Origin of the sequence: Edaphobacter bradus, from assembly GCF_025685645.1 — a bacterium.
Taxonomy (GTDB): Bacteria; Acidobacteriota; Terriglobia; order Terriglobales; family Acidobacteriaceae; genus Edaphobacter; species Edaphobacter bradus.
Map to the genome: position 1 here is coordinate 37,099 of NZ_JAGSYF010000002.1, position 21,307 is coordinate 58,405.

Consider the following 21,307-nt stretch of genomic DNA (forward strand, 5'->3'; position numbering starts at 1 on the left):
CAGCTAAAGCCAAAAGCTTCAACTGCGTTACTCTAACTTTTTCAGTTGTGCTCTCACTTCTTCCGCGGTCAGCGGCAGATACTTACCGTCCCTCTCGATCGCCTCTTGCCCCTCGCGGCTCAGCGTGTAGCGCAGGAACTCCTTCTCCTTAGGATCAACCGGCTTCCCGTTCTCGCAGTTGAGATAGTAGTACACCTCGAGAAGCAGCGGATACGTCCGGTTCCGCACGTTGTCGATCGTCAAATCCACCCATGGTCCGTTGTCCTTCTCCGAGATCGCCAACGCCTTGGTTTGCGGGGTCAGAAACATCGCGCCGCTATAAGCAATCCCATATGGATCCTTTGAGAGATCCTTCATCAATTCGTCTGCCGCGATTTGCAGCGTCCCATCCGGTCGCGCGTAGTTTGCATACTCCGTAAGACTTTCGGTCCACTTGTCTCCGCCCTTCATCACGATCTCCTGAAAGTCGTTCGCCATCCCGTATTTCAGGTTTAGCCCATACACGTGGATCGGCGCGTTTTTCCACTTGCCCGTTAGCCCCAACTGCCCCCAGGTCCGAATGTTCTCGGAGGCTGGTCGACCCTTCTCCGGATGCCACGTCGTTCCTTCCCACCCACCCGTCCGTGCCGCCCCGAAGATGCCGTCGAGCTGCTTCAGACTCAGCTTAGCGATGGGGTTTTCTTTGTTCACCATCACGGCCAGGGCAGGGCTCCAGCCCGGCACGTCGAACGAGCCCGTCGCGATCGTAATGCGCAGCGGGTCTTTGTTGTAGACGCGCTGATACATCTCGGTCTCTTGAAAGGTGAACAGCCGGCACGCAGCCATGTCGGCCACACCTGTCGCCAAGGCAGCCGCGGACTCAAGTGCCGTTAGCATGTTGAAGCTGAATGTCACATTGGGTTGATATTTGTGAAACCCTGCAACCCAATAGTCGTTCAGGTTGCTGTCCTGGAAATAGTTCGAACCCCAGATTCGAATGTTGCCCGAGACCTGCTGCTCGGGCTGGTACTCCGGCAATCCAGAGAGGTCGAACTTGCGCGTATAGTACGCCTTCTTCGCGCGTCCGGCCACGTGCTCGGCGCGGGCCTTCTGCACGTCAAGCCCATTGCGTTGCTGTTCCTGCGTGTTCGCATGGAGGGCGAACCCACACACCACAACTGCAGCTGCCAGACGCAGCGTTACAGCAGATCGTCGTTCGGGAATCATCTCGTAACCTCCAGCATCGTTTTGCTCTACTCGAGCTTGCGCAGCTGCTCTTCAATCACCTTCTCGTTCAAGGGAAGATACGCGCCATCCTTAGCCACCGCCGCCATTCCATCGCGACTCAGAATGTAGCGCAGAAACTCCTTCACCTTCGCGTCGACAGGTTGTCCCGGGACCCGATTCAGGTACACCGTCGTAAAGCGCGTAATCGGGTACTCGCGCCTCCACGCCGTCTCGACGGTTGGGTAGACGAACGGCCCGCTCGCGTTCCCGCCCAAGGCAAGCATCTTCACATCAGGGTTGGTGTAGAGGATGTTCGCGAACGCGATCCCGTTCGGATCCTTCGCCAGCGCCGCCAGCACATATACGCCGGCGTTGATGACCTCGCCATTCGCTTCATGCCCATTGTCGAAATCCTTCAGATCCTCGTTCCAGCGTCCGGAGTCGTTGAGCGTTACGCGATTGAAGTAGCCCGCCATGCCGGTGTCGAAGTTGTACCCGTACACGTGCACCGGGCGGTCCTTCCACTGACCGGACAGACCCGCCTCGCCCCATGTACGGATCGGCTTGTGCGTCGCCCTCTCGCAACTGCCCGTGCCGCTCACGACCAGGTCGCCGCTGCATCCGAAGATCGCCTGCGCCTGCTCCATCGTCAGGTGGGCCAGCGGATTGTCCTTGTGAACAAACACCATCAAGGCAAACGTCTTGTGCGGCGTGTTGAAGCTGCCTGAGCTGATCTCGACTCCCAGCGGGTAGTAGCCGAAACGCCCATAGAATCCGTTGATCTCTGAGCGATACCCCTCGCGCCCGATGAAGGTCAAGTCTGCGATACCGCCATACAATCCGGCAAGCGACGCCTCGGTGCCCTTAAGGTTGGTTTCGAACTGCACGTCCGGCTGATACTTGCGGAAGCCATCCTCCCACTCCTTCATCAACGCGGGAATGTAGTTGTTTCCCCAATTGCGAATCGTACCCGAGACCTTCTGCTGCGGCTGGTAAGGCTTCAGGTCCTTGAGAAAGTCAGGTTGCTGGCCGAAGTCAGCGAGAGGCGCGGCCAGCAGCACAACTGCGCCGGCGATGGGGACAAGGCGTCGCATCGTCATTGAATCTTCCTTCGTTCCTGGGTAACAACATCTGAGGTCAACGGCAGATAGCCGCCATCCTCCTGGATAATCCGCTGACCTTCGCGGCTCAGTACAAAGCTTAGGAACTCCCGAACCCGCGGATCCAACGGCTTACCAGGCGGACGGTTGACGAAGACTGAGATCGTCTGTGTCAGCGGGTAAGCTCGCGATTGTAGCGTCGCTTCGGTCGGCATCACGGGTCTGCCATTCGGTTCGACCGAGACCGGGATTGCCCGCACATTCGAGTTACGGAACTCGAACGTCGAAAACGCAATGCCGCCGGGATCCTTTGCAAGCGCATCCAGAATCGCCTGGCCCGCCCGCTTTGTCCGCTTGGGTTCGTCTCGTATATCGGAAAACTCATGCAAATCGCAGTTCCACTTCTGGCTGCCCTTCATCACTAGCCGCTCGAACGTTTGCGACTGCGCCCGTGCGATCCCGAAGCCGTACGGGGTAATCCGTCGGCTCGCCCACATGCCGGTCAGCCCGAGGCCGCCCCACTCCCGTAGATTGTGATCGCTGCGGCGATGGTCGGCGCCGAAGATGGCGTCGAGTTGCGCCAGCGAAATCTGCCTCAGGGGATTGTTCTTGTTCACAAAGATCACCAGCGCCGGCGAATGATTGGGCACCTTCAGGTTGCCGGTCGCTACGGAGATCTCAAGCGGATCATAGCCAAACACCTGCTGGTAGCCGTCAAGCTCAATGGCCATGACGCGGCGGTCGATCAGGGCAACGTCCGCGGCACCCGTGTACAGGCCGCCGATGGCAGACGCGTTGCCCAGCATGCCGTCTTCTAGGCTCGCACTCGGTTGATACTTGCGGAAGCCTGCGTCGAGCGAGCGCAACAGTGCGCCCAGGTAATGATTGGAGCGATTTCCATGACCCCATACTCGAATCACCCCAGAGACAGTCACCGCTGGGTGGTAGCTGGGCAGACCGTCAACGTGTTGCCCGTATGCCGAAATCGCTGAAGCCATCGGGAGAACCATAAGCGCGCCAAAGACTAACGAACGCACTCCAGAGGGTAGAACTCGCATCGCACTCTTACATTTCCCGCTCTCCGTCTGCGCGTTACGCGCCGTCGGCCCGGAAGTTATTCCAGCTTCTTCAATTCGCGCTCGACTACGTTTCCGGGCAGCGGATAGTACATCCCCAGCGGGAGGATGTCCTGCTGGCCTTCGCGGCTCAAGACGTAGCGCATGAACTCCTTCGCGCGGGAGTCGATCGGCTTACCCGGCTCGCGGTTCAGGTAAAAGTACGCATCGCGAATGAAGGGATAGCTGCGGTTCTGCACATTGGCCTCGGTCAGCGGAACATACGGGCCCGCCTCTGTCTCCGCCAGGTCGATCTGCTTCAGATTCGGGTAGTTCTTCGAGTGCAGGATTGGTCCCCACGCAATGCCGTACTTGTCCTTCGAGAGCTCCTCAAACATGCGTTCGCTGGCGACCTTTTCGCCCTCCGGGCCCGGAACGATCTCCTTCTCTTCCACAAACTCTTTGTAGTTCTCATTCCATTTTCCTGACCAGTGAAACAACCTTCTCTCAAAGCTCACCACGAAGCCTGGCGCCGAGTAACCGTAGGTTTGAATCGGCTTGTTGGCAAACTCACCCGTGAGTCCAAGCTGGCCCCACGTGCGGATGTTTTCTTCAGGCCCACGCGCATACTTCGCCGTGTAGAAGATGCCGTCCCATCCACCCGTCCGCTCCGAGCCGAAGATATCGGCAACCTGCTTCATGGTTAGTTTCGTCAGCGGGTTGTCCTTGTTCACCAAAATCTGGATCGCCCACAACGTGCCGCGCTTCTCATACCCGCCCGTAGCGACCGAGATCTCCAGCGGCTGGTAGCGGTACACCTCGTAGAAGGGCATAACGTCGGTGATCTTGGCGTCATCGCCTGCCGGGGCCAGATCGGCGCCGGCAAGATAGAGCCCGGCGATGGCGCCTTCGCTGCTGTGCGAAAAGTTGTTGACGAACACGACGTCAGGATGGAACTTTTTAAATCCCGTCTCCCACGCGACAACCTGGCCTTTGAGTTCGCTGCCGTTCACCTTGATCGCACCGGTGACGGTGACCTCAGGTTTATAGGCAGGCAGCAAAGCAGGGTCCTGAATTTGTGCGTAGGCATGAACCGCAAGGGCGAAGAAGAGCAGGCCGATAACTTTTCTGTACATAGAACCTCGTGGTTTGAATAAACTTCCGTCGTCCGCTGGAACACGCGAAGTGTCCAGGAAAAAGGGCATAGCAACGAATAGGCCCGAGGAATAAGCGTGTTCTGAACCGCACATAAAATTTTGTTCATGCATCCCAGCTCGCAATGGCGGAGTAGTATATTCGCCCCTATCACTGAGCGTGCATTGAACGGCCGTATGCTACGTCTTCGACGTTGCCGCAGGGCGCATGGCAAAGGGAAGGGACTTCGAGGCGCATGAAACTAAGAACCATCCTGTTCTGGACTCATCTGCTGACCGGCTGTGTCTTCGGCCTCTTCATCGCGTTCATGGCATCGACAGGCATGCTACTCGCATATCAACGGCAAGCATTCACATTCGCTGAACGAAATGTCTCTATCTCCGAAGTGAAGCCGGGCGCGCGCCGACTGCCGATTGAAGAACTCGTCCGGCGAGCCACGATCCTAGAAGGGACTCCTCCGCCCTCGGCGCTCATACTGCGAGATGTCAATGAACCCGTGTGCTTCCAGACCGGCCGCTTCACCGTGCTCTACCTGGACCCATACACCGGCGCATCACTTGGACACGGCGCGATCCGCGTGCGTCGTTTCTTTGCGACCGTCGAAGGACTTCATCGCTGGTTTGGAATCTCCGGCGGCCTGCGGTCACGCGGACGCTCCCTCAAGGCCGCTGCGAACCTGGGTTTGCTGGTTATGTTGCTGACCGGCTTCTGCCTTTGGTGGCCGACCGCGTTCAGGGTTCGCTATCTGCGCCCGATCGTGTGCCTTCGGCGAGGCTTGAAGGGTAGAGCGCGTAACTGGAACTGGCACAATACCTTTGGAATCTGGACCTTGCCGTTGCTGCTAGTCATCGTGCTCACGGGTACGATTCTCTCGTATGGCTGGGCGAATGATCTCTTATTTCGCACGACCGGAAACGCGATACCTGCTGAAGACCACGTCTTTCGCCCCGCTGGCGCGTTACACGTCCTCAGTTCGTCGCCGCGCTGGGAACCGCTACTAGGTCGCGCCGAGTCGCAACTGGCCACGTGGCAGAGAATCAACCTGATCGTGCCAGACGACGCGAATGCGCCGGTGCTCTTCACCATCGACAGCGGCAACGGAGGGAAGCCACAATCTCAAGGGGAACTGGTATTGAATGCGAGGACGGGTGAGGTGTTGAGCTGGGTTCCCTTCCGCGCGAAGAATCTCGGCCAACGGTTGCGCGAACTCGCGCGCTGGACGCACACGGGCGAGTCCGTGGGAATCATCGGTCAGACGGCCGCGTTTCTGGCCGCCGCGGGTGCGCTGGTGCTCGTTTGGACCGGCCTCGCTCTCGCGCTGCATCGGCTTCGTGCCTGGCAGGCACGGAACGCACGCGTAACCGCTCGGAACCAAGCCGCTCCCTATTTCATTCCAGTTTGCGAAGCTCGTGAGCTGAAAGCTGCGCGGTCAGTGGCAGGTAGCCTCCCGCCCTCTCCACAATCTCCTGACCATCGCGGCTGAGTACGTACCGAAAGAACTCCGCAAGCTTTGCATCGATAGGCTTTCCCGGGTCACGGTTGATATAACAGGTGATCACCTGCTCGAGCGGATAACTGTGATCTTCGACCGACTCCTTTGTCGGCAGTATGAAATGTCCGCTTGTAGCCTCGAGCGCCAGCGGCTTGATCGCGGTGTTCTTGTAGAGCAGGCTCGAGTAACCGATACCATACGGATCTTCTCCGACCGCATCCGAGATCCGCTGTCCCGCATCTAGCAGCGTTCCGCCGGGACGCTTAACGTCACCGAACTCCTTCAACTCCGGATTCCAGATCGCACTCCCCCCGAAGACCCGCTGCTGCATCAGGTACCCGAAGCCGCGATGAATCTCAAAGCCGTATACATGTACAGGTGCATCCGCCCACTCGTCCGTAAGTCCGAGATCGCCCCATGTCTTCACCGTATCGCGCCCGCCAAACACGCGTTCCATCTGCTTCGTCGTCAAGTGTTGGATCGGATTCTTCTTGTTTGCATAAACAACGAGGGCGAACTCCTTGTTTCGGATATCGAGGCTTCCGGTCATGATGTCAATACCCAGGGGCGGATGGTGAAAGACATCTTCAAAGGCCTCGACCTCCACCGGCAAGATGTCACGCCCTAGCAACGCGATGTCCCCCGTGCCCGTATAGAGTGCACCCATCGCTGAGGCGGTGCCATGCAATTCGTTGTCGAAGACAATTCTCGGCTGCTGTTTCCGAAATCCATCCTCAAGTGCAACCATCAGTGACGTAATGAAGTCATGCCCAAGCGCACCATGCCCCCAGATTCGGATCGTGCCCTGAACCTGCGTCTTCGGCTTGTACTCCGGCGCCCTGGTCAGGGCTTGAGGACTTACTTGTCGCGGCTGCACACACGCAAGCGCCAGCAGCGCGCAACATCTCGCGCAAAGCCCCCAGCTCCTGTTGCGAGTTTCAGTTCGCATCCGTCGCAATCTCCTGCTCCTCCGTCGGCATCTCCCGTTGGAGACTCTGCACTTGAACCGCCGCCACTGCTGGAGTCAATGCAGCGAACCGTCCATCCTCGCGCACCATCTCCTGGCCCACCGGGCTCAGGATGTAGCGCAAAAACGCAGCGAGCGCCGGATCGATCGGCTTGCCGGGTTCTCGGCGAACATAGAACGACAGCGTTCGCGTCAACGGGTAGCTGCGATCCGCGACCGTCTGGCTGGTGGGTGCAACCGCGGCGGCATCATCGCTCTTCGCCACCGGCAACAGCTTCAGCCCTTCTCTGGCAAAGCCTGCGCCGGTAAGTCCGATCGCCAACGGATCGGCCGCAACCGCCGCCGCAATCCGCGCAGCCGCAATGCCCTTCCCATCGCGGTCCGAGAGATAGCGTCCCTCCACATTTGGCTTGAAGTCGCCGCGAAAAACGGCCTTGCGGAAATTGACTCCTTCGGGATCGTCCGGTCCATAGCCATACACATGGATCGGCCTATTCGCCCACTCACCCGTCAGCCCGAGATCTCCCCATACCCTTAGGTTTCCTCCTCCCCGGCGATGCTCGCTTCCATAAATCCCCGCCAACTGCCGCAGCGTTAGAGAAGCAATCGGATTCGTCGCGTTGGCAATCACTACCGGCGTGTAGGTCTGGTCCGGGCTCGTCAGTGCGCTGGTGACAACCTCGACGCCGAATGGAAGATACTGAAACACCCATCGATAGGCCATCGTCTCGTTCGGCCAAAGTTCACGCCCCATTACAGAGATGTCTGCGACGCCAGTGTAGAGACCTGCCATCGCCGTCGCAGCCCCGTGGAAGGTGTTCGTAAAACGTACCTCACCATGCTCGCGCATGAAGCCTCGCTCCCATCGGTCTACCAGGCTGTCCATTCCACCGTAGCCGTAGAGGCGAATGGTCACGATGCCTTGCTTCTGCATGGAATTCGACTGAGCCGTAGCTGTAAAGGTACAGATCAAGCAAGATATGGCCGCGACTTGGACAAATCCACGAATTCTGCCGTACACGTTCTTGCCTCCATGGAAAGGATGAAGCTGGAATCACCGGTTGGGCTGCCCAAAATCAAGGGAAAGTAGGCAAACTCAGACGTGCATGCAGCAAGAAGGCTCTTCCTTGGGACGCGAGGAAACTTATGGCTCTAAAATGAACGACGTCTAAAGTGAAAATGAAAATGGCTTCATCAGTTCTTCGTTCAAGAGGGAGCGCCAGTTAGCCACCGAGCCGGATGCGCAACATCGGAGATGAGTCTGCGGGAGAGATAGAGAAGTTAATGCCTTTTCACCATTTGTTCAGGTAGGATTCATCTCTTCAGCTTGAAGTGGCGATGCTATATAAATGCTCTCCGGAAGGAACTCGCAATCTACTCCATGAAAAAGATACTTGCCCTCGCTCTCGTAGTGATGCCTTTCCATGTTCACGCTCAGAACCTCGAGACGCCGGCAACTCGCCCGAATCCGCCTCTGCCCTATAGCGCCACAGTTGACTCGTCTATTCCTGAGTACAAGCCGGTAAAGGGACTCTCCGGATCTCTGAAGGGAGTGGAATCGAACACGGTTACGGCAGTTACGGATGCATGGATCGCTGGATTTACGAAGATATATCCCAACGTGAAGATCTCCGTTGATATCGGAGGGTCGGGCCAGGGGGGACCGCGTTTGACCGCCGGTACGGCTGACTTCGGCTTCATTGCGCGCGAGATGATGGGACGCGAAGAGACGCCATTTATCGACAAATTCGGATACAAGCCACTCGCTATCGCTGTCTCGGGTGGCAGCCTGGCTGTCAAAGCATTTACGGACTGTGTCGTCTTCATCGTGAACAAGGACAATCCACTGGAAGAGATTACCTTTCCGCAGTTGGATGCCATCTATTCAGCAACTCACAACCGCGGTATCAAGGCGCCCATTACTACCTGGGGGCAACTCGGATTGACCGGCGAGTGGGTGGACAAGCCCATTCATGTCTGGGGTGTAGAGATACCGAATGGCTACGATACGTTTGTGAACATGCATGTTCTGGCAAACGGCCAGTGGCGCGAAGGCATCCAGTCGCAACACACCGTCATCCCGCTTTCCGATAAGGTTGCTACCGACAAATATGCAATCAGCTACACGGGGCTCGCCTGGGATACCAACCCGAATACCAAGGTGCTAAAGCTCGCCGTGCATCCCGGCGACCCTTTCCTGGAGCCGACCTTCGAAAGCGTCGCCTCGCAGAAGTACCCCTTGAGCCGCGTAATCTACATCTTCATCAATCGAGAGCCGGGCAAGCCAATTAACCCTGTGCTGCGCGAATTCATCCGTTATACGTTGAGCCAACAGGGCCAGCAGGTCATCGTGCAGGACCGCATCTTCACACCGCTGCCCGCCGCGATGGATGCCCGTGAGACAGAGAAGCTGAAGTAGATATCTTGCGTCGTGTGAAACCCGGGAGAGATTCGATTGCGATGGAATAGGAGACAGACTGCGCGAACCCTGCTTTCCTGCGCCACACTTCTCTGGATTCCGGTGCTCGCCTGCGTCGCACAGGAACAGTACCCAAAGCCTCTGATTCACACACCTGCAGATCACCCGGCGGCGCGGGTCATCCTCATCAGTATCGACGGGATGCACGCGCTTGACCTGGCAAATTGGGTTTCGGCCCATCCCCGCTCTGCACTCGCCGAGTTGAGTGCGCGCGGGGTGACCTATACCAATGCTCATGTTCCGTGGGGCGACCCAGCAGCAGGCTCCGTGGCGCTTGCCACTGGAGGCACTCCACTAACAACCGGCATCGTAAGCAGCGACGGATATGACCGCACGCTCTCTCCTCCTGGATCACATTGCCAGAGCAGGGGCGCGCCAATCCTGCTCAATGAGAGAATCGCGTCCTCCGACGGTCGATCCGGAAAGCTTGATGCCTCGAAGCTGCCGCTCGATCCTCAGCGCGGATGTGCGCCGGTCTTTCCGCATGATCTGCTGCGCGTGAACAACATCTTCGAGGTAGTCGAGGCAACTGGCGGCCGTACCGCATGGGCGGGTGAGAGCGCGGCGTTGACCGACCTCTATCAGGGACCTTCGGGCAACGGCCTTGATGAGGCTTGCGGGTTTGAGCGACCCGAATCAAACGTCGCAACCAGCCTCGCAAACGACGAGCACCGCATAACCATTCTCTTGAACTGGATCGACGGCAGAAATTGCACTGGTAGCAAAGACGCGCCGGTACCGGAGATCTTCGGCATGAGTTTCACATCCATCGGCGCAGCGCAGGCGGACGTGAGCATGGGGTATAGCGATGTAACTGGGACCCCGTCCGCTGGCCTCGAGAAGAGCATTGCTTTCACGGATGGAGCGATCAGCCGCATCATCGGCAAGCTAAAAGAGCGAGGCCTCTACGATTCAACGTGGATCATCGTGACCTCAGCCTATGGGCAGGCGCCTATGGACCGGCGGAAGCGCCGCATCATCGCAGATACACGGCTGACGGCTGTCGCGAACTCCATTCGGCCCGGCCTTGCTGCTCATGTGAGCACAGGAGATATCGGGATGATATGGCTCAATGACTCCTCAATGACCGGAGCCTTGGTCAAGGCTTATGGAGAACAGGCCGCCGCACTCGGCATTCAGGAGATCTACTCTGGCACGAGGATAGGACTCACTCTCAACCTGCCCGATCACGATATGCGAATGCCCGACATTATTCTGCAGCCTGAACTCGGTGTGATCTGGAGCACCGCGAACGATACGGCGCTGGCAAGTCACGGCGGAATGCAGGACGAAGATACTCACGTTGCCTTGCTAGTCTCGGGCTCGCAACTCACCGGACGAACCGATAAGACGTGGGTCCCCACCTCGCAGATCGCTCCCCTGCTCCTGCGCGCGCTTGGCATGGAGAAATTTGATTTGCAGGCGCTCCATCGCGAACATACGCCTGCACTGCCTGGCATCTTCTGACGCTTCGCGAGGATGCTCGCCTCTGTCTCTAGGCAACTAGTTAAGAGAAAGCGCAGGGATCGCAGCCTTCTCTTTCCGGATCGCACTCTTGTCGTCACTCCACTTCTTCCATGCAGGGTTCGTGACGGCCAGTTCCGCGCGGGTTTTGTTCTTGACGATCTCGCGCGCGGCAAGAGACTTGAGGTCCTTGTACTCAAGCACAATGAAGCTGGACCACGGCGCGCCGGCGGGGTTTTGGTTGACATAGCAAGAGTAGGAGGAAAGTACGCCAGCCTTCATCCAGCCCTCAAACTGCGGAGCAACATATCCCCGAACGTAACTGACATACTTTGGCATATCGACGGTCACATCGTACTCAAGCACAAAAAACTGGGAATCCTTTGTCGTTACCGCGCCCGACCCTTCTCCGACGACATCAGCTGTACCGGACGTCTCGGCAACAGCAGTCGTCTGCGCCTTCTCGGTCAGTCCGCCGGGGTAGGCCTCTTCGATCTTCTGCCACCGGCCGAGGTCAGTGAAGTGCTTGAAGCGCAGGACCAGAAACATGTCCGGCGTATTATCTGCCGCATACGTAGTGAAAAGAGCGTTGTAGGCAGCGAAGATACCCTCATTCTTCCATTTCTCTAACTGACCAATCCCTTCGCTTTGCATGACCTTGCGAAAGCTTGCTCGCGCCCCCGGCCTGGCGTGATATGTGATGATGAGGGCAGTAGGCCCATCTATCTGCTCTTGAGCATGTGCTTGATTGGAAGCGCCAACCAGAGAGAGCCCAACGACAGCCACAACAGTACGGATACCATGTGCAACTTTCATGTGAACCCTACTTCCCGCCCAGAGCCCAGGCTGCACAGGAATCGAACAGGCGCAAGCCATCCGGGATGAGGAGATCGAACTGGTCGGGGGCAAGTCCGAAGAAGATGCGGCGCGCGGGAGCAGTAAACTCATGGTCCATGTAAACGCCCTTCTCGTAAGCGAAGATGAACCCCTTCTCGGGCTCCCCGGGAAGGAAGGCGATAACCTGAGCAGAGGGTTCAGGACGGCCCCAGTTGTAGATTTTGATGGCGTGTTTGACCGGCATGAACATTCCGTTTGGAAAGCCAGCCTGGATGGGATTCGGCGCGTTGACGAGCCAGAGAAACGATTGCTCTTCCTTCTCATCCTCACCGTAGTCCTTTTGCGGCTGATAGCCAGTCATGCCGAGAAAATCCAACAGCCAGGGCTTCGTCGTAAAAACAGGAACCTTTGTGTTGCGGTAGGTATTTGTGACCGTCTTTGCCTTGACGTCGCTTGCGAGGTAAACGAGATCATAGCTCTCCGCTGAAGGTGGGTTGATGTCCGAGACCATGTTCACGATCATCCCCAGCGATTCGAAGTGCTTCTTGGTGTTCGCATCGATGGCCGCAGTGGGGCTGGAGATCGCCGCAACAAGCAGGAGCTTCTTTCCTTTGAAGATGGGATTCGGCGTGTCCTCAGCTTGACCGGTTCCGCTGACGAGAACAAGAGCGACTGCAAGAGCAAAAACGGTTTTTATGCATTTGCGGATCATAGGATGCTCCTGGCGAAATCCATTACGACGTACAAGCTGCAATTTCTGCAGACCGTAGGAGGGCGGCAGGCTCACTAGCGCTGCTTTGCAGGTTCGCTGATCGTCCACAGGACGACCGCATCGAAGAGGGCATGGCCTTGCTCGGTGAGGTCGTCGAAGGCCGGGTTATCCACAGGGAGCATAGTGCGCCGGGCAGGTGCGACATACTCATCAGCCATTGCTGCCCCCTTCTCATAGCCAAAGATCGCGCGTTCGTGGAAGGAGTTGGGGAGTGTCGCGATGATGGTCGCGGAAGGCAGCGGCATCGCCCACTTTAGAACATCTGCCTCCTTGATGTACTTCACATAACCCGGCTTCAATCCCGCCGCCATCAGATGGTATGACCCAACGATCTCAAGATAGGCCTCCGGCGGATCTTCGCTCTCCTTCGCTTCACCGTGCTCGCCATAATCGACGTAGCGATGACGGTTCGCCATCTTCAGCGTGTCGGCCATCAGGCCTTCGAGACAAAGAATCGGAATCTTCGCGTCGCGATATTTGTTGCTCATCTTGTACTTGGAGTTTGTCGCGGAGAGAACGATCACGTCCTGGCCAATGGCCATCGTGTCGGGCTGGCTTTGATCCGCCTCCGTAACAATGAAACCGAGGTCTTTAAGGTGCTCGGCGATGTGATCATCGGACTCTTCGCCCTCGGGCGTATTCAGTCGACGAACGAAGAGCAGCTTCTTTCCTTTGGCGGCCGCAGCGAGTCTGCTCTTGAGTGCCGCCGCGTTGTAGGGCTCCGGAACAACGGGAGGGCTGAGGGCCCACCGGATACTCGCGTCAAAGAGTTTGAGGCCGACCCACCACTGTGCAAGGTTGGAATCCGTCTCGGCTTCTCCATGAACGTCAGTCAGGTAACGAAACGTTGCATCTTGAAGATAGAAGCCGACACGGCGCGACGGTGCCACGAAGCCGCTGTACATCGTCGCACCTTTCTCATAGGTGAAAACTCCCGCATGCGTTGGCTCGCCTTCGACGTTGACAACTATGTTGGCAGACGGAGCCGGCTTAGCCCAGCCGAATGCCTGTGGCAACAAGTATGTTGTGCCGAACATCTGCGAGCGAGGGATAGCGAGCTCGCTTACGATCGGGTTGGTGACATTGGGGAAGTACCCGTACAACATCGTGAAGGCGCGCGCATAGTCCTGCACCGGATCAAGGGTCTCGAAATCGGTGTGACGCTCCGGACCGGTCATCTTCATATCGGGATAGTCGACAGTATTCCAAGTAAACACGGGGATCGCGCTATCGGCATACTTGCCCTGGATCTCACGCGGATTCGCAGTGGAGGAGAGAAGAATAAGGTCTTCTCCAGCGGCTTTCGAAGCATCGTCATCCTCGGTTCCCATCGTGACCACATACCCCTGCTGCTCAAGGTGTTTCTTAACGAGTAAGTCATCGTTGAGATGATCCTTCTCGGCCTCTCCAGCAATCATGAGGATCTTTTTGCCGCGAAGTTGGGAGCTATTCAGAATATGATCGTCACTTTGCGCTTGGACAAGTGGAAGTATGAAGAGGAAAAGGGTCGCAACTATAGGAACTCTCACAGAGCTGTTGAGCTTGAACATATCTTTCCCCGTCCTGATCGATTTCAATTGATTAGTAGCCCGCAACAACCACGACCGGAGCGCCTGAGTGCATCGCAGTGATGAATAGATGACGTGTCTTTGCGTCGAATGCGATGCTACCCAAACCGGGTTCCAGCTTGTACTGGCCCCCGACGGTGTAATTGATATAGGCATTCATGCGGACTCCAGTAAGAGTACCGTCCTGGTGCGCCACGAACGACGCAGCCTTCCATTGCCCCTTCCCCTGCGGCGTCCAGGCGAAGGTCTCGCGGGCAGGTCCTGCACCACCCTTGAGTTCAATGAATGTAAAGCCGGAGTCCGTGTCGATGATCTCGATCACCCCGTCCTCGCAGGCAACGAAGAGGCGGCGTCCCTTGGTATCAAGCGCCAGACCCGACGGCTTACTGCCACTCATGATGGGATAGTCGCCATCATTTTTCCCGGTTCCGTGATTGAGAACGTGAATGACGTTCCCGGACGTATCGGCAACATAGACGTGACCGAGCGTCCCACACACGATCTGGCCGGCACCGGTGGCGATACGATCCGACTTGACGACCTTGCCGGACTCCGCGTCGACGGTCGCCAACGAGCCTCCCGCACTGACAGCTTCCACTGTCTTCGCATCATCGTCGTAGCAAAGGGAGGAGGCCCCCCTAGTGGGCAGTTTCTCGGTAGCGGTAATCTTCATATCCGCAAGCGAGAATGCGATGATACTTCCATCTCCAGTCGCGAACCCCTTCGTGGATGCACCCTGCTCGTCGCCATTCATGACAGGAATAAGCAGTACATCCTGCGCATTTTTCAGCTGGATATTCCCAAGCTTGTCCCCTGTGTCTGCGTTGAGGACAGTGATGCCGTCATCGCCCGCAATAAATAGGCGGCGACTATCGCTATCCACGGCTATCCCCTGCGCGCTCGCGCCTGAGAGTTTGTACTCCCCCAGAGATTTGTAAGTTTGCGCGGACACGTCGTGAACAGCCAGCCATACACACATTGCGCTGCAGAGCCACAGTGCTTTGATACTTGGAATGCGATGCATGAGTGCCATCCAAATGGGAATAAGAAACGAGAGCAAATCTAGTTAGACGAATCGCGACTGTCAACCAAATTGAAGCCCGTAAAACTGAAATGAACAACATTTCATCCGGCACTCAGTGATTGCTAATGAAGTTTCCTTCATCTTGCTCTTGCGTGCCCAATATCCTAATAAGCAAAATCTCGATAGGCTGAGCCCAATGAAGAAACTTGTCTTGAATCTCCATTTATGTGTTGGTGTGATCGCCGCGCTCTTCCTTATCTCGCTGAGCATCACAGGGGCAATCATCGCCTTCGAAAATGAGTTGAACCGCGCGGTTCACCCTCAACTGACGAATGTGAGACCGGAGGGTCAGCCACTGGATTGGGACAGCGTTCGCGCTCGAGTCGAGCAGCAAGCGCCCGGTTGGAAGTTGATTCGATTTTATTTTCCTGACCGGTCCGATCGGTCCACCTACGTTCGCCTGCGCTCGAGCACGACCCACCGTATTCGCCACGTCTACGTCAACCAATACACAGGTGCCATCCTTGGCAGCACAGAAGACGGCAGCAACTGGATACTTAAAGTTCACGACCTGCACGTTAACCTGCTATCGGGAAAGATTGGGAATCGGATCGTGACCTGGAGCACGTTTGGGCTGCTGCTCCTCTCACTCTCAGGGATCATCTTGTGGTGGCCGCGCAAAGTATTTCGCTTTCAGCGAACGCCTTCATTGGTACGCTTCAACCGCGACCTGCATTACAGCGTCGGATTCTGGTCTTTTCTTGCCATGTTTGCTTTTTCAATCACGGGTCTGGCGCTGCACTACCAGACGGGGAAGTTGTTGAATCTGCTGAATACTCCAGCTACGGCTGCCAGCATGCCCGGCCACGGAACCTCGATCGAGGGGATGTTGAGAACGGCGCGCGAAGCGCTCCCCGGAAGCACGATCCCGCGGCTTCTGCTTCCCGAAAAAGCCGGGGATCCAGTCTTTATTTACCAACGGTTTCCTGAGGACAGGACACCGGCTGGCCGCAGCTTCACGACGCTTGACCCTAAGACTGGCGCGGTTCTCAGCTTTGGATCAACGAGAACAGCCCCCCTTCTGCAAACAGCACTCGTGCAATGGACTCGGGAGATTCACACCGGCACGATTCTGGGGTTCCCCACTCAGATTGCAGCTTCCTTCTTTGGGCTCATGCTTTCCGTCCTCGCCATCACCGGTTCGGTCATCTGGATCAGCAAACAATGGGCGTTGGCAAGGGGGCGTCGCGCCCTTCTGCGAAGGGACAGAGCCCAAGCCCTCTCCGGAAACTGACACGCTACGGAGGCCAAGGGAACGAGGCTTCGCGGGATCCCTGAAAGGGTTTTCATCTACAGTTCATGGGTACTTCATTTGCGTGCAAGTAAATGGCGTAGCTTGAGTTTTCAATCTCTCCGAGAAGGCCAAAAAGAACATCCCATGGACGAAGTAACTGTACTCAGTCACGAGCACAAATACACAGCACTCGGAAGGGTGACCACCTTCTTCGTCTACCTTTTTGACCAGATCATGCCGGACCCTTATGTCTTCGCTGTGATTCTGACGTTTGTCGCAGCGTTGCTGGCGTTCTTCTTCGCACCCAATGCGCGCCCACAGCAGATTGCCACTGCCTGGTATGGCGGTGTCTTCAACCTGTTTACCTTCGCCTTCCAGATGGTGATCATGCTGGTAGCTGGATACGCTCTGGCCAGCGCACCGGCAATTCGCAACCTGCTCGGCAGGATCGCCTCGATTCCGACAAACCCCGCGGCTGCCGTATCTCTAACGATCGTCGTCTCCATGATTGCGTCATGGATCAACTGGGGGATGGGTCTGGTGACGGCTGCGCTTTTGGCACGTGAGATCGCCAAACGTATACCCATGGACTTCGGCTGGCTAGTCGCTGCGGCCTATAGTGGGTTCGTCATCTCGACGGAGGGATTGTCCGGATCAATTGCATTGTCGCAGGCCACGCATGGCTCGGCGCTTAACATCGTCGAGAAGGTCACCGGTATCGTCACGCCGCTGTCTCACACCGTCTTCACACGCTTCAATCTGATTCCACTCGCTGTGCTGCTGATTGTCCTCCCCATTGTCTTCCGCTACATCGGGCCGGCCCCGGCGAACACCTTCGCTGCAAACCCCGATAAGCTACGCAGCGAAGACGCAACTCCGCAGGCAAAAGAGAAGACCAATACCCTCGGTGGCAAACTCGACAACGCCTGGATTTTGACAGTGCTTCTGGTCTTGTTCATCGCCACAGCGCTTGGGATGGAGCTTTACCGGACAAAGGGATCGCTGGACCTGAACTCTGTCATCATGACGCTCCTTATGCTCGGGCTTCTGTTGCACTGGACACCCGCTGCCTACGTAGCGGCCATCAAGCACGCCGCCCGCATCTCCGGGCCGCTTATCCTGCAGTATCCACTGTATGGCGGGCTCATGGGCATCATGACAACAACTGGCTTGGCAGGCGTACTCTCCAAGGTCTTCCTCTCGTTCTCGACCGCACACAGCATCCACTTCTGGACCTACCTCACCTCGGTCATCATCACCTTCTTCGTTCCAAGCGGAGGCGGCCACTGGGCGGTGCAAGGTCCCTTTGCCGTTCCTGCAGCTCGAGATCTGCATGCATCGCTCGCCGGCGTAACCATGTCCGTAGCAATGGGCGAGTCCGTGGCAAACATGTTGCAGCCATTCTTCGCTTTACCCATCCTCGCTATCGCAGGAATCAAGGTTCAGCGCATGATGGGCTTCATGGTGATTACCTTTCTCGTCTCCTTTGTCGCCTTTGGCCTTTCCCTTCTGTTCCTCGTGCCAGCACAGTGATCAATTGTGAAAGTCGCGACGACCTTGCCAGACCGATCACTTAGAAGGCCTCAGAGACTTGTGGCCGCCGGCATCGCCGCACTGTTCGCGGCACAGATGGAAGCACAGAGCTCGCCTATGCCTCCTTACACTCCCACCCGACAGGTTGCCGGAGTCATTCACACATGGGGCAGTCCACAGATTAGCGACCTGCTCCGTCGCTACGAAGACGGTTTTCGAAAATTTCAGCCATTTGTCCACTTTGAAGACGATCTCAAAAGCACCGTCTCCGGAGTTGCGGGAGTCTACACCGGGCGTGCCGACATCGCCCTTATGGGCCGCGAGATCTGGCCCAGCGAAGTTCAGGCGTTCGAGTCTGTTACTGGTCATTCGCCGATCGCCATTGAGGTTGCTACCGGTGCCTACGATGTCCCCAAAGCCACGTATGCGCTGATGATCTTCGTCCATGGGTCGAATCCCATTACAAGCCTTTCCACCGTCCAGCTCGACCACATCTTCGGAGACGCTCAACAAAAGCCGGTTCGGACGTGGGGTGAACTCGGACTCAAGGGCACATGGGCAAAGCGGAGTATCCACCTCTACGGCTTCAGCATGGACAATGACAAGGCGTTGATCTTCAGCCGGATCATCTTCAAACAGAGTGCGCGATGGAACTGCAACTTACACGAGTATTCCAACTCCTCCGGCGTTATTGCGGCCGACGCTGGTGACCTGATCCTTCGAGCTGTCGCAAAGGACCCTGCTGGCATTGGAATCTCCAACATCCATTACGCCACCCAGTCTGTTAAGGTCTTGCCACTCTCCATGCAGGATAAGGAGCCCCCCGTAGCGCCCACGCGCAAGAATGTCGCTTCGAGACGCTACCCCTTATCTCGCGCGGTGTACATGGTGATAAATCGGAGCGCAGAGAACCCCGCTGTGCTTGAATTCCTTCACTACGTCCTGAGCCGCCAGGGCCAGGAGGACGTCCGCAACGATGGGATGTATCTCCCCCTAACACCGAACATCGTCGAAGAGCAGCGACGTTTGCTGGAATCCAGATGAGCTTTTCGGCATGTGGATTTATGTAGCCGACAGCACGCAGTTTTCGAGAACGCAAACCGCCCCTGGTTCGCTCCAGGCTCCATTCGTCACTTCACCACTTGATCGTGTTCTATTACCCTTCGCTGAGCTCCACTGGCAAAACGGAGATCATTCTCAACGATGGAGAGACTAGAGATAGAGGTTACCTCAGTCTCTAGCCCTGCTGGCGAGGGAGCGAGAGGCAGTTCGACCCGAACAGTAGTGCCCCTTCCTTCTACGCTCTGGATTCCGACGGAACCCCCATGTGCATTGCAGATGGCCTGCACGATGGACAGACCCAATCCAGTGCCGCCTGACTCGCGTGAGCGTGCCTTGTCAGACCGATAAAAGCGCTGAAATACGTTTGACAAAGACTCGGCAGGAATACCAATGCCGGTATCGCTTACCTCGAGAACAGCCGTGTGTTGTGCAGCAACGACGGAAACGTTAATCTCTCCGTGGTCTGGAGTGTACTTGATTGCATTGTCGAGTAGGTTGACCATTACCTGCTTGATGCGCCCTGGGTCCGCGAGGATCAGTGCTGGCGAAGCATGCGTGCTGCGCATCGTTATCTGCTTCTCTTCGGCGAGGAGGTGCATCTGGTCAAGAGTCCACAGTGCCAACTGACTCAAATCGACTGTTTGGCGAACCATGGCGTCTGCTCCGCTATCGAGGCGGGAGATGGTGAGGAGATTCTCCACGATCTTTGACATGCGATCAATCTCCTCAAGTGAACTTCCGACAGATTCCCTCATGGAGTCCGGAAGTTGTGGTGCCTGGACCACTTGCTCCAGTTCTCCCTTAAGGATTGTCAAGGGAGTTCGCAGCTCATGCGATACGTCGGCAGAGAAACGTCTGTTGTGGTCTAATGCATCCTCCAGTCGGCTGATCATGCGATTCAACGAGAGTGACAGGCGCTCCATCTCGTCGCCGGTAGCAATTACAGACAGGCGCTCGCCAAGTTTGTGCGTTCCAATCCGTTCCGCCTGCTCGGTAAGTTCGATGAGCGGGCGGAGGGGCCTTGTCATAAGGAGATGGCCGCCCAGAACAGCCGCGATCAGGATCAACGGGGTGATAAGAAGAAGAATTCTGCGCAGACTGGAGAGAACCCGATCAATCAAGGACAGAGACGCTCCTGTCTCGATGAGATATTTCGTCCCTGATGGCGTGGAATAGGGTTGCGAAAAGATCAGCAGGCGGCGCCCCCTGTCCTGAATCTCCCGACGAAAGGACTCCTTACTTTCCAGGACTGGGAGATGAGAGATCTTGGACGCTGCGATGTACGGATCACGGGTGTCACCGGATTCGTACAGGACTTTTCCGTCCTGCCGTGTAATTCGTATAAATCGGCCGCTGTGCTCCGGTGCGTATGCCTCGGCGACCTCGCCGGCCATCCACGTCATTCCCTTTGCTTCCTCAAAGGAGACAAAATCTGCCGCAATCGCCTTCGCTTCGCTGGACATGGAGTGCTCGAGCGATGTTCTAAGATAGCCCTCCAATCCAAAATAGAGCGCGGCGCCAAAGACGACCAGGGCGGTAGCGAGCAGACCAACATACCAGGTGGTAACACGGCCGCGCAGGGTATTGAGACTCATAACTCGCCGCCGGCGCGGATCATATAGCCTGCGCCACGCACGGTCCGGATCAGCTTGATCTCATGGCCGTCGTCTACCTTCGCACGAAGGTGACGTACATAGACATCCACGATGTTCGTGATGCCGTCGAAGCTTTGATCCCAGACATGCTCAATAATCATGTTGCGCGAAAGAACCCGCTCCACATTCTGCATGAGGTATTCAAGCAGCGAGTACTCCTTTACCGTCAATTCGATTCGCTTCCCTCCCCGCTTCACCTGTTGGGTGAGTCGATCCAGTTCAAGATCGCTTACCGTCAGGGTACTGGACCGGTTGACCGGTCCCCTGCGGAGAAGAGCCTTGGTGCGAACAAGAAGTTCGGCAAAGGCAAACGGTTTCGTCAGATAATCATCAGCGCCACTATCGAATAGCAGCACTTTATCTTCTACTGTATCCCGTGCTGTAAGGACCAGGATCGGGACACACGTGTCATTGCGACGAATCCGTTGCAGCACTTCCTTGCCGTCCATCCTCGGAAGCATGAGATCCAGAATGATCAGGTCATACGGATACGTCTCGGCCATCTCCAGGCCCTCGCGCCCATCCGCGACCACATCGACAGCGTAGCGCTCAGCCGCAAGACCGCGCTCCACAAATCCTGACACCTTGGGCTCATCCTCGACCAATAAAATACGCATTGTGAAGCCCCCGATACTTTAAAAATG

At 56.7% G+C, this 21,307-nt stretch carries 18 protein-coding genes; 6 read left to right on the forward strand and 12 right to left on the reverse strand.

All coding sequences use genetic code 11. The features are described 5' to 3' along the window. Window positions 1–27: 27 nt before the first annotated feature. The 4 genes from OHL16_RS06340 to OHL16_RS06355 form a co-directional block, all read right to left on the reverse strand. Window positions 28–1,206: a PstS family phosphate ABC transporter substrate-binding protein gene (locus tag OHL16_RS06340; RefSeq protein WP_263366272.1), complete on the reverse strand. Its 1,179-nt coding sequence runs from the start codon at window positions 1,204–1,206 to the stop codon at window positions 28–30. A gap of 26 nt (window positions 1,207–1,232) precedes the next feature. Continuing rightward, window positions 1,233–2,306: a PstS family phosphate ABC transporter substrate-binding protein gene (locus OHL16_RS06345; protein WP_263366273.1), complete on the reverse strand. Its 1,074-nt coding sequence runs from the start codon at window positions 2,304–2,306 to the stop codon at window positions 1,233–1,235. Next, window positions 2,303–3,304: a PstS family phosphate ABC transporter substrate-binding protein gene (locus OHL16_RS06350; RefSeq protein ID WP_263366274.1), complete on the reverse strand. Its 1,002-nt coding sequence runs from the start codon at window positions 3,302–3,304 to the stop codon at window positions 2,303–2,305. The genes OHL16_RS06345 and OHL16_RS06350 overlap by 4 nt, the downstream gene beginning before the upstream one ends. A gap of 116 nt (window positions 3,305–3,420) precedes the next feature. Then, on the reverse strand, window positions 3,421–4,497 hold the full coding sequence (locus OHL16_RS06355; RefSeq protein ID WP_263366275.1) for a PstS family phosphate ABC transporter substrate-binding protein: 1,077 nt from the start codon (window positions 4,495–4,497) through the stop codon (window positions 3,421–3,423). Between the two features lie 254 nt (window positions 4,498–4,751). Between OHL16_RS06355 and OHL16_RS06360 the strand changes: the two genes are divergently transcribed. Further along, window positions 4,752–5,999 (forward strand): PepSY-associated TM helix domain-containing protein, encoded by a 1,248-nt coding sequence (locus OHL16_RS06360; protein WP_263366276.1) that lies wholly within the window; start codon window positions 4,752–4,754, stop codon window positions 5,997–5,999. On the opposite strand, the gene OHL16_RS06365 is transcribed toward OHL16_RS06360, so the two are convergent. Beyond that, window positions 5,905–6,957, reverse strand: a complete 1,053-nt coding sequence (locus tag OHL16_RS06365) for a PstS family phosphate ABC transporter substrate-binding protein (RefSeq protein WP_263366277.1) — start codon at window positions 6,955–6,957, stop codon at window positions 5,905–5,907. The two genes, OHL16_RS06360 and OHL16_RS06365, sit on opposite strands and share 95 nt — an antisense overlap. Then, window positions 6,947–7,909, reverse strand: a complete 963-nt coding sequence (locus tag OHL16_RS06370; RefSeq protein WP_263366278.1) for a PstS family phosphate ABC transporter substrate-binding protein — start codon at window positions 7,907–7,909, stop codon at window positions 6,947–6,949. Before OHL16_RS06370 ends, OHL16_RS06365 begins: the two co-directional genes overlap by 11 nt. Window positions 7,910–8,356: 447 nt before the next feature. On the opposite strand from OHL16_RS06370, the gene OHL16_RS06375 reads away from it, so the two are divergent. Together OHL16_RS06375 and OHL16_RS06380 are read left to right on the forward strand one after the other, a co-directional pair. Then, window positions 8,357–9,394, forward strand: coding sequence for a PstS family phosphate ABC transporter substrate-binding protein (locus OHL16_RS06375; RefSeq protein WP_263366279.1), 1,038 nt, complete (start codon window positions 8,357–8,359; stop codon window positions 9,392–9,394). Window positions 9,395–9,430: 36 nt separating this feature from the next. After that, window positions 9,431–10,921, forward strand: a complete 1,491-nt coding sequence (locus OHL16_RS06380) for an alkaline phosphatase family protein (RefSeq protein ID WP_263366280.1) — start codon at window positions 9,431–9,433, stop codon at window positions 10,919–10,921. Window positions 10,922–10,957: 36 nt separating this feature from the next. Here the strand turns inward: OHL16_RS06380 and OHL16_RS06385 are convergent, their stop codons facing one another. The 4 genes from OHL16_RS06385 to OHL16_RS06400 form a co-directional block, all read right to left on the reverse strand. Continuing rightward, window positions 10,958–11,734, reverse strand: a complete 777-nt coding sequence (locus tag OHL16_RS06385) for a hypothetical protein (protein WP_263366281.1) — start codon at window positions 11,732–11,734, stop codon at window positions 10,958–10,960. A 7-nt stretch (window positions 11,735–11,741) separates the two neighbouring features. Further along, on the reverse strand, window positions 11,742–12,467 hold the full coding sequence (locus OHL16_RS06390) for a hypothetical protein (RefSeq protein WP_263366282.1): 726 nt from the start codon (window positions 12,465–12,467) through the stop codon (window positions 11,742–11,744). 74 nt (window positions 12,468–12,541) lie between these two features. Beyond that, the gene (locus OHL16_RS06395; RefSeq protein ID WP_263366283.1) at window positions 12,542–13,945 is read right to left on the reverse strand and encodes a uroporphyrinogen-III synthase; all 1,404 of its coding nucleotides are present in this window, start codon (window positions 13,943–13,945) and stop codon (window positions 12,542–12,544) included. A 163-nt stretch (window positions 13,946–14,108) separates the two neighbouring features. After that, the gene (locus OHL16_RS06400) at window positions 14,109–14,978 is read right to left on the reverse strand and encodes a YncE family protein (RefSeq protein ID WP_263366284.1); all 870 of its coding nucleotides are present in this window, start codon (window positions 14,976–14,978) and stop codon (window positions 14,109–14,111) included. 337 nt (window positions 14,979–15,315) lie between these two features. On the opposite strand from OHL16_RS06400, the gene OHL16_RS06405 reads away from it, so the two are divergent. From OHL16_RS06405 to OHL16_RS06415, 3 genes are all read left to right on the forward strand, one after another. Then, window positions 15,316–16,413, forward strand: coding sequence for a PepSY-associated TM helix domain-containing protein (locus OHL16_RS06405; RefSeq protein ID WP_263366285.1), 1,098 nt, complete (start codon window positions 15,316–15,318; stop codon window positions 16,411–16,413). A 144-nt stretch (window positions 16,414–16,557) separates the two neighbouring features. Further along, window positions 16,558–17,946 (forward strand): short-chain fatty acid transporter, encoded by a 1,389-nt coding sequence (locus tag OHL16_RS06410; protein WP_263366286.1) that lies wholly within the window; start codon window positions 16,558–16,560, stop codon window positions 17,944–17,946. Window positions 17,947–18,006: 60 nt separating this feature from the next. Next, entirely contained in the window at window positions 18,007–18,990 is a 984-nt protein-coding gene (locus OHL16_RS06415) for a PstS family phosphate ABC transporter substrate-binding protein (protein ID WP_263366287.1), read from the forward strand. Window positions 18,991–19,076: 86 nt separating this feature from the next. Here OHL16_RS06415 and OHL16_RS06420 read toward each other — a convergent pair whose 3' ends face one another. Continuing rightward, window positions 19,077–20,411, reverse strand: a complete 1,335-nt coding sequence (locus OHL16_RS06420) for a sensor histidine kinase (RefSeq protein ID WP_263366288.1) — start codon at window positions 20,409–20,411, stop codon at window positions 19,077–19,079. A 188-nt stretch (window positions 20,412–20,599) separates the two neighbouring features. After that, window positions 20,600–21,280 carry a response regulator gene (locus OHL16_RS06425; RefSeq protein ID WP_263366289.1) on the reverse strand — a complete coding sequence of 227 codons (681 nt, stop codon included), beginning with the start codon at window positions 21,278–21,280 and terminating at the stop codon, window positions 20,600–20,602. Window positions 21,281–21,307 lie beyond the last annotated feature (27 nt).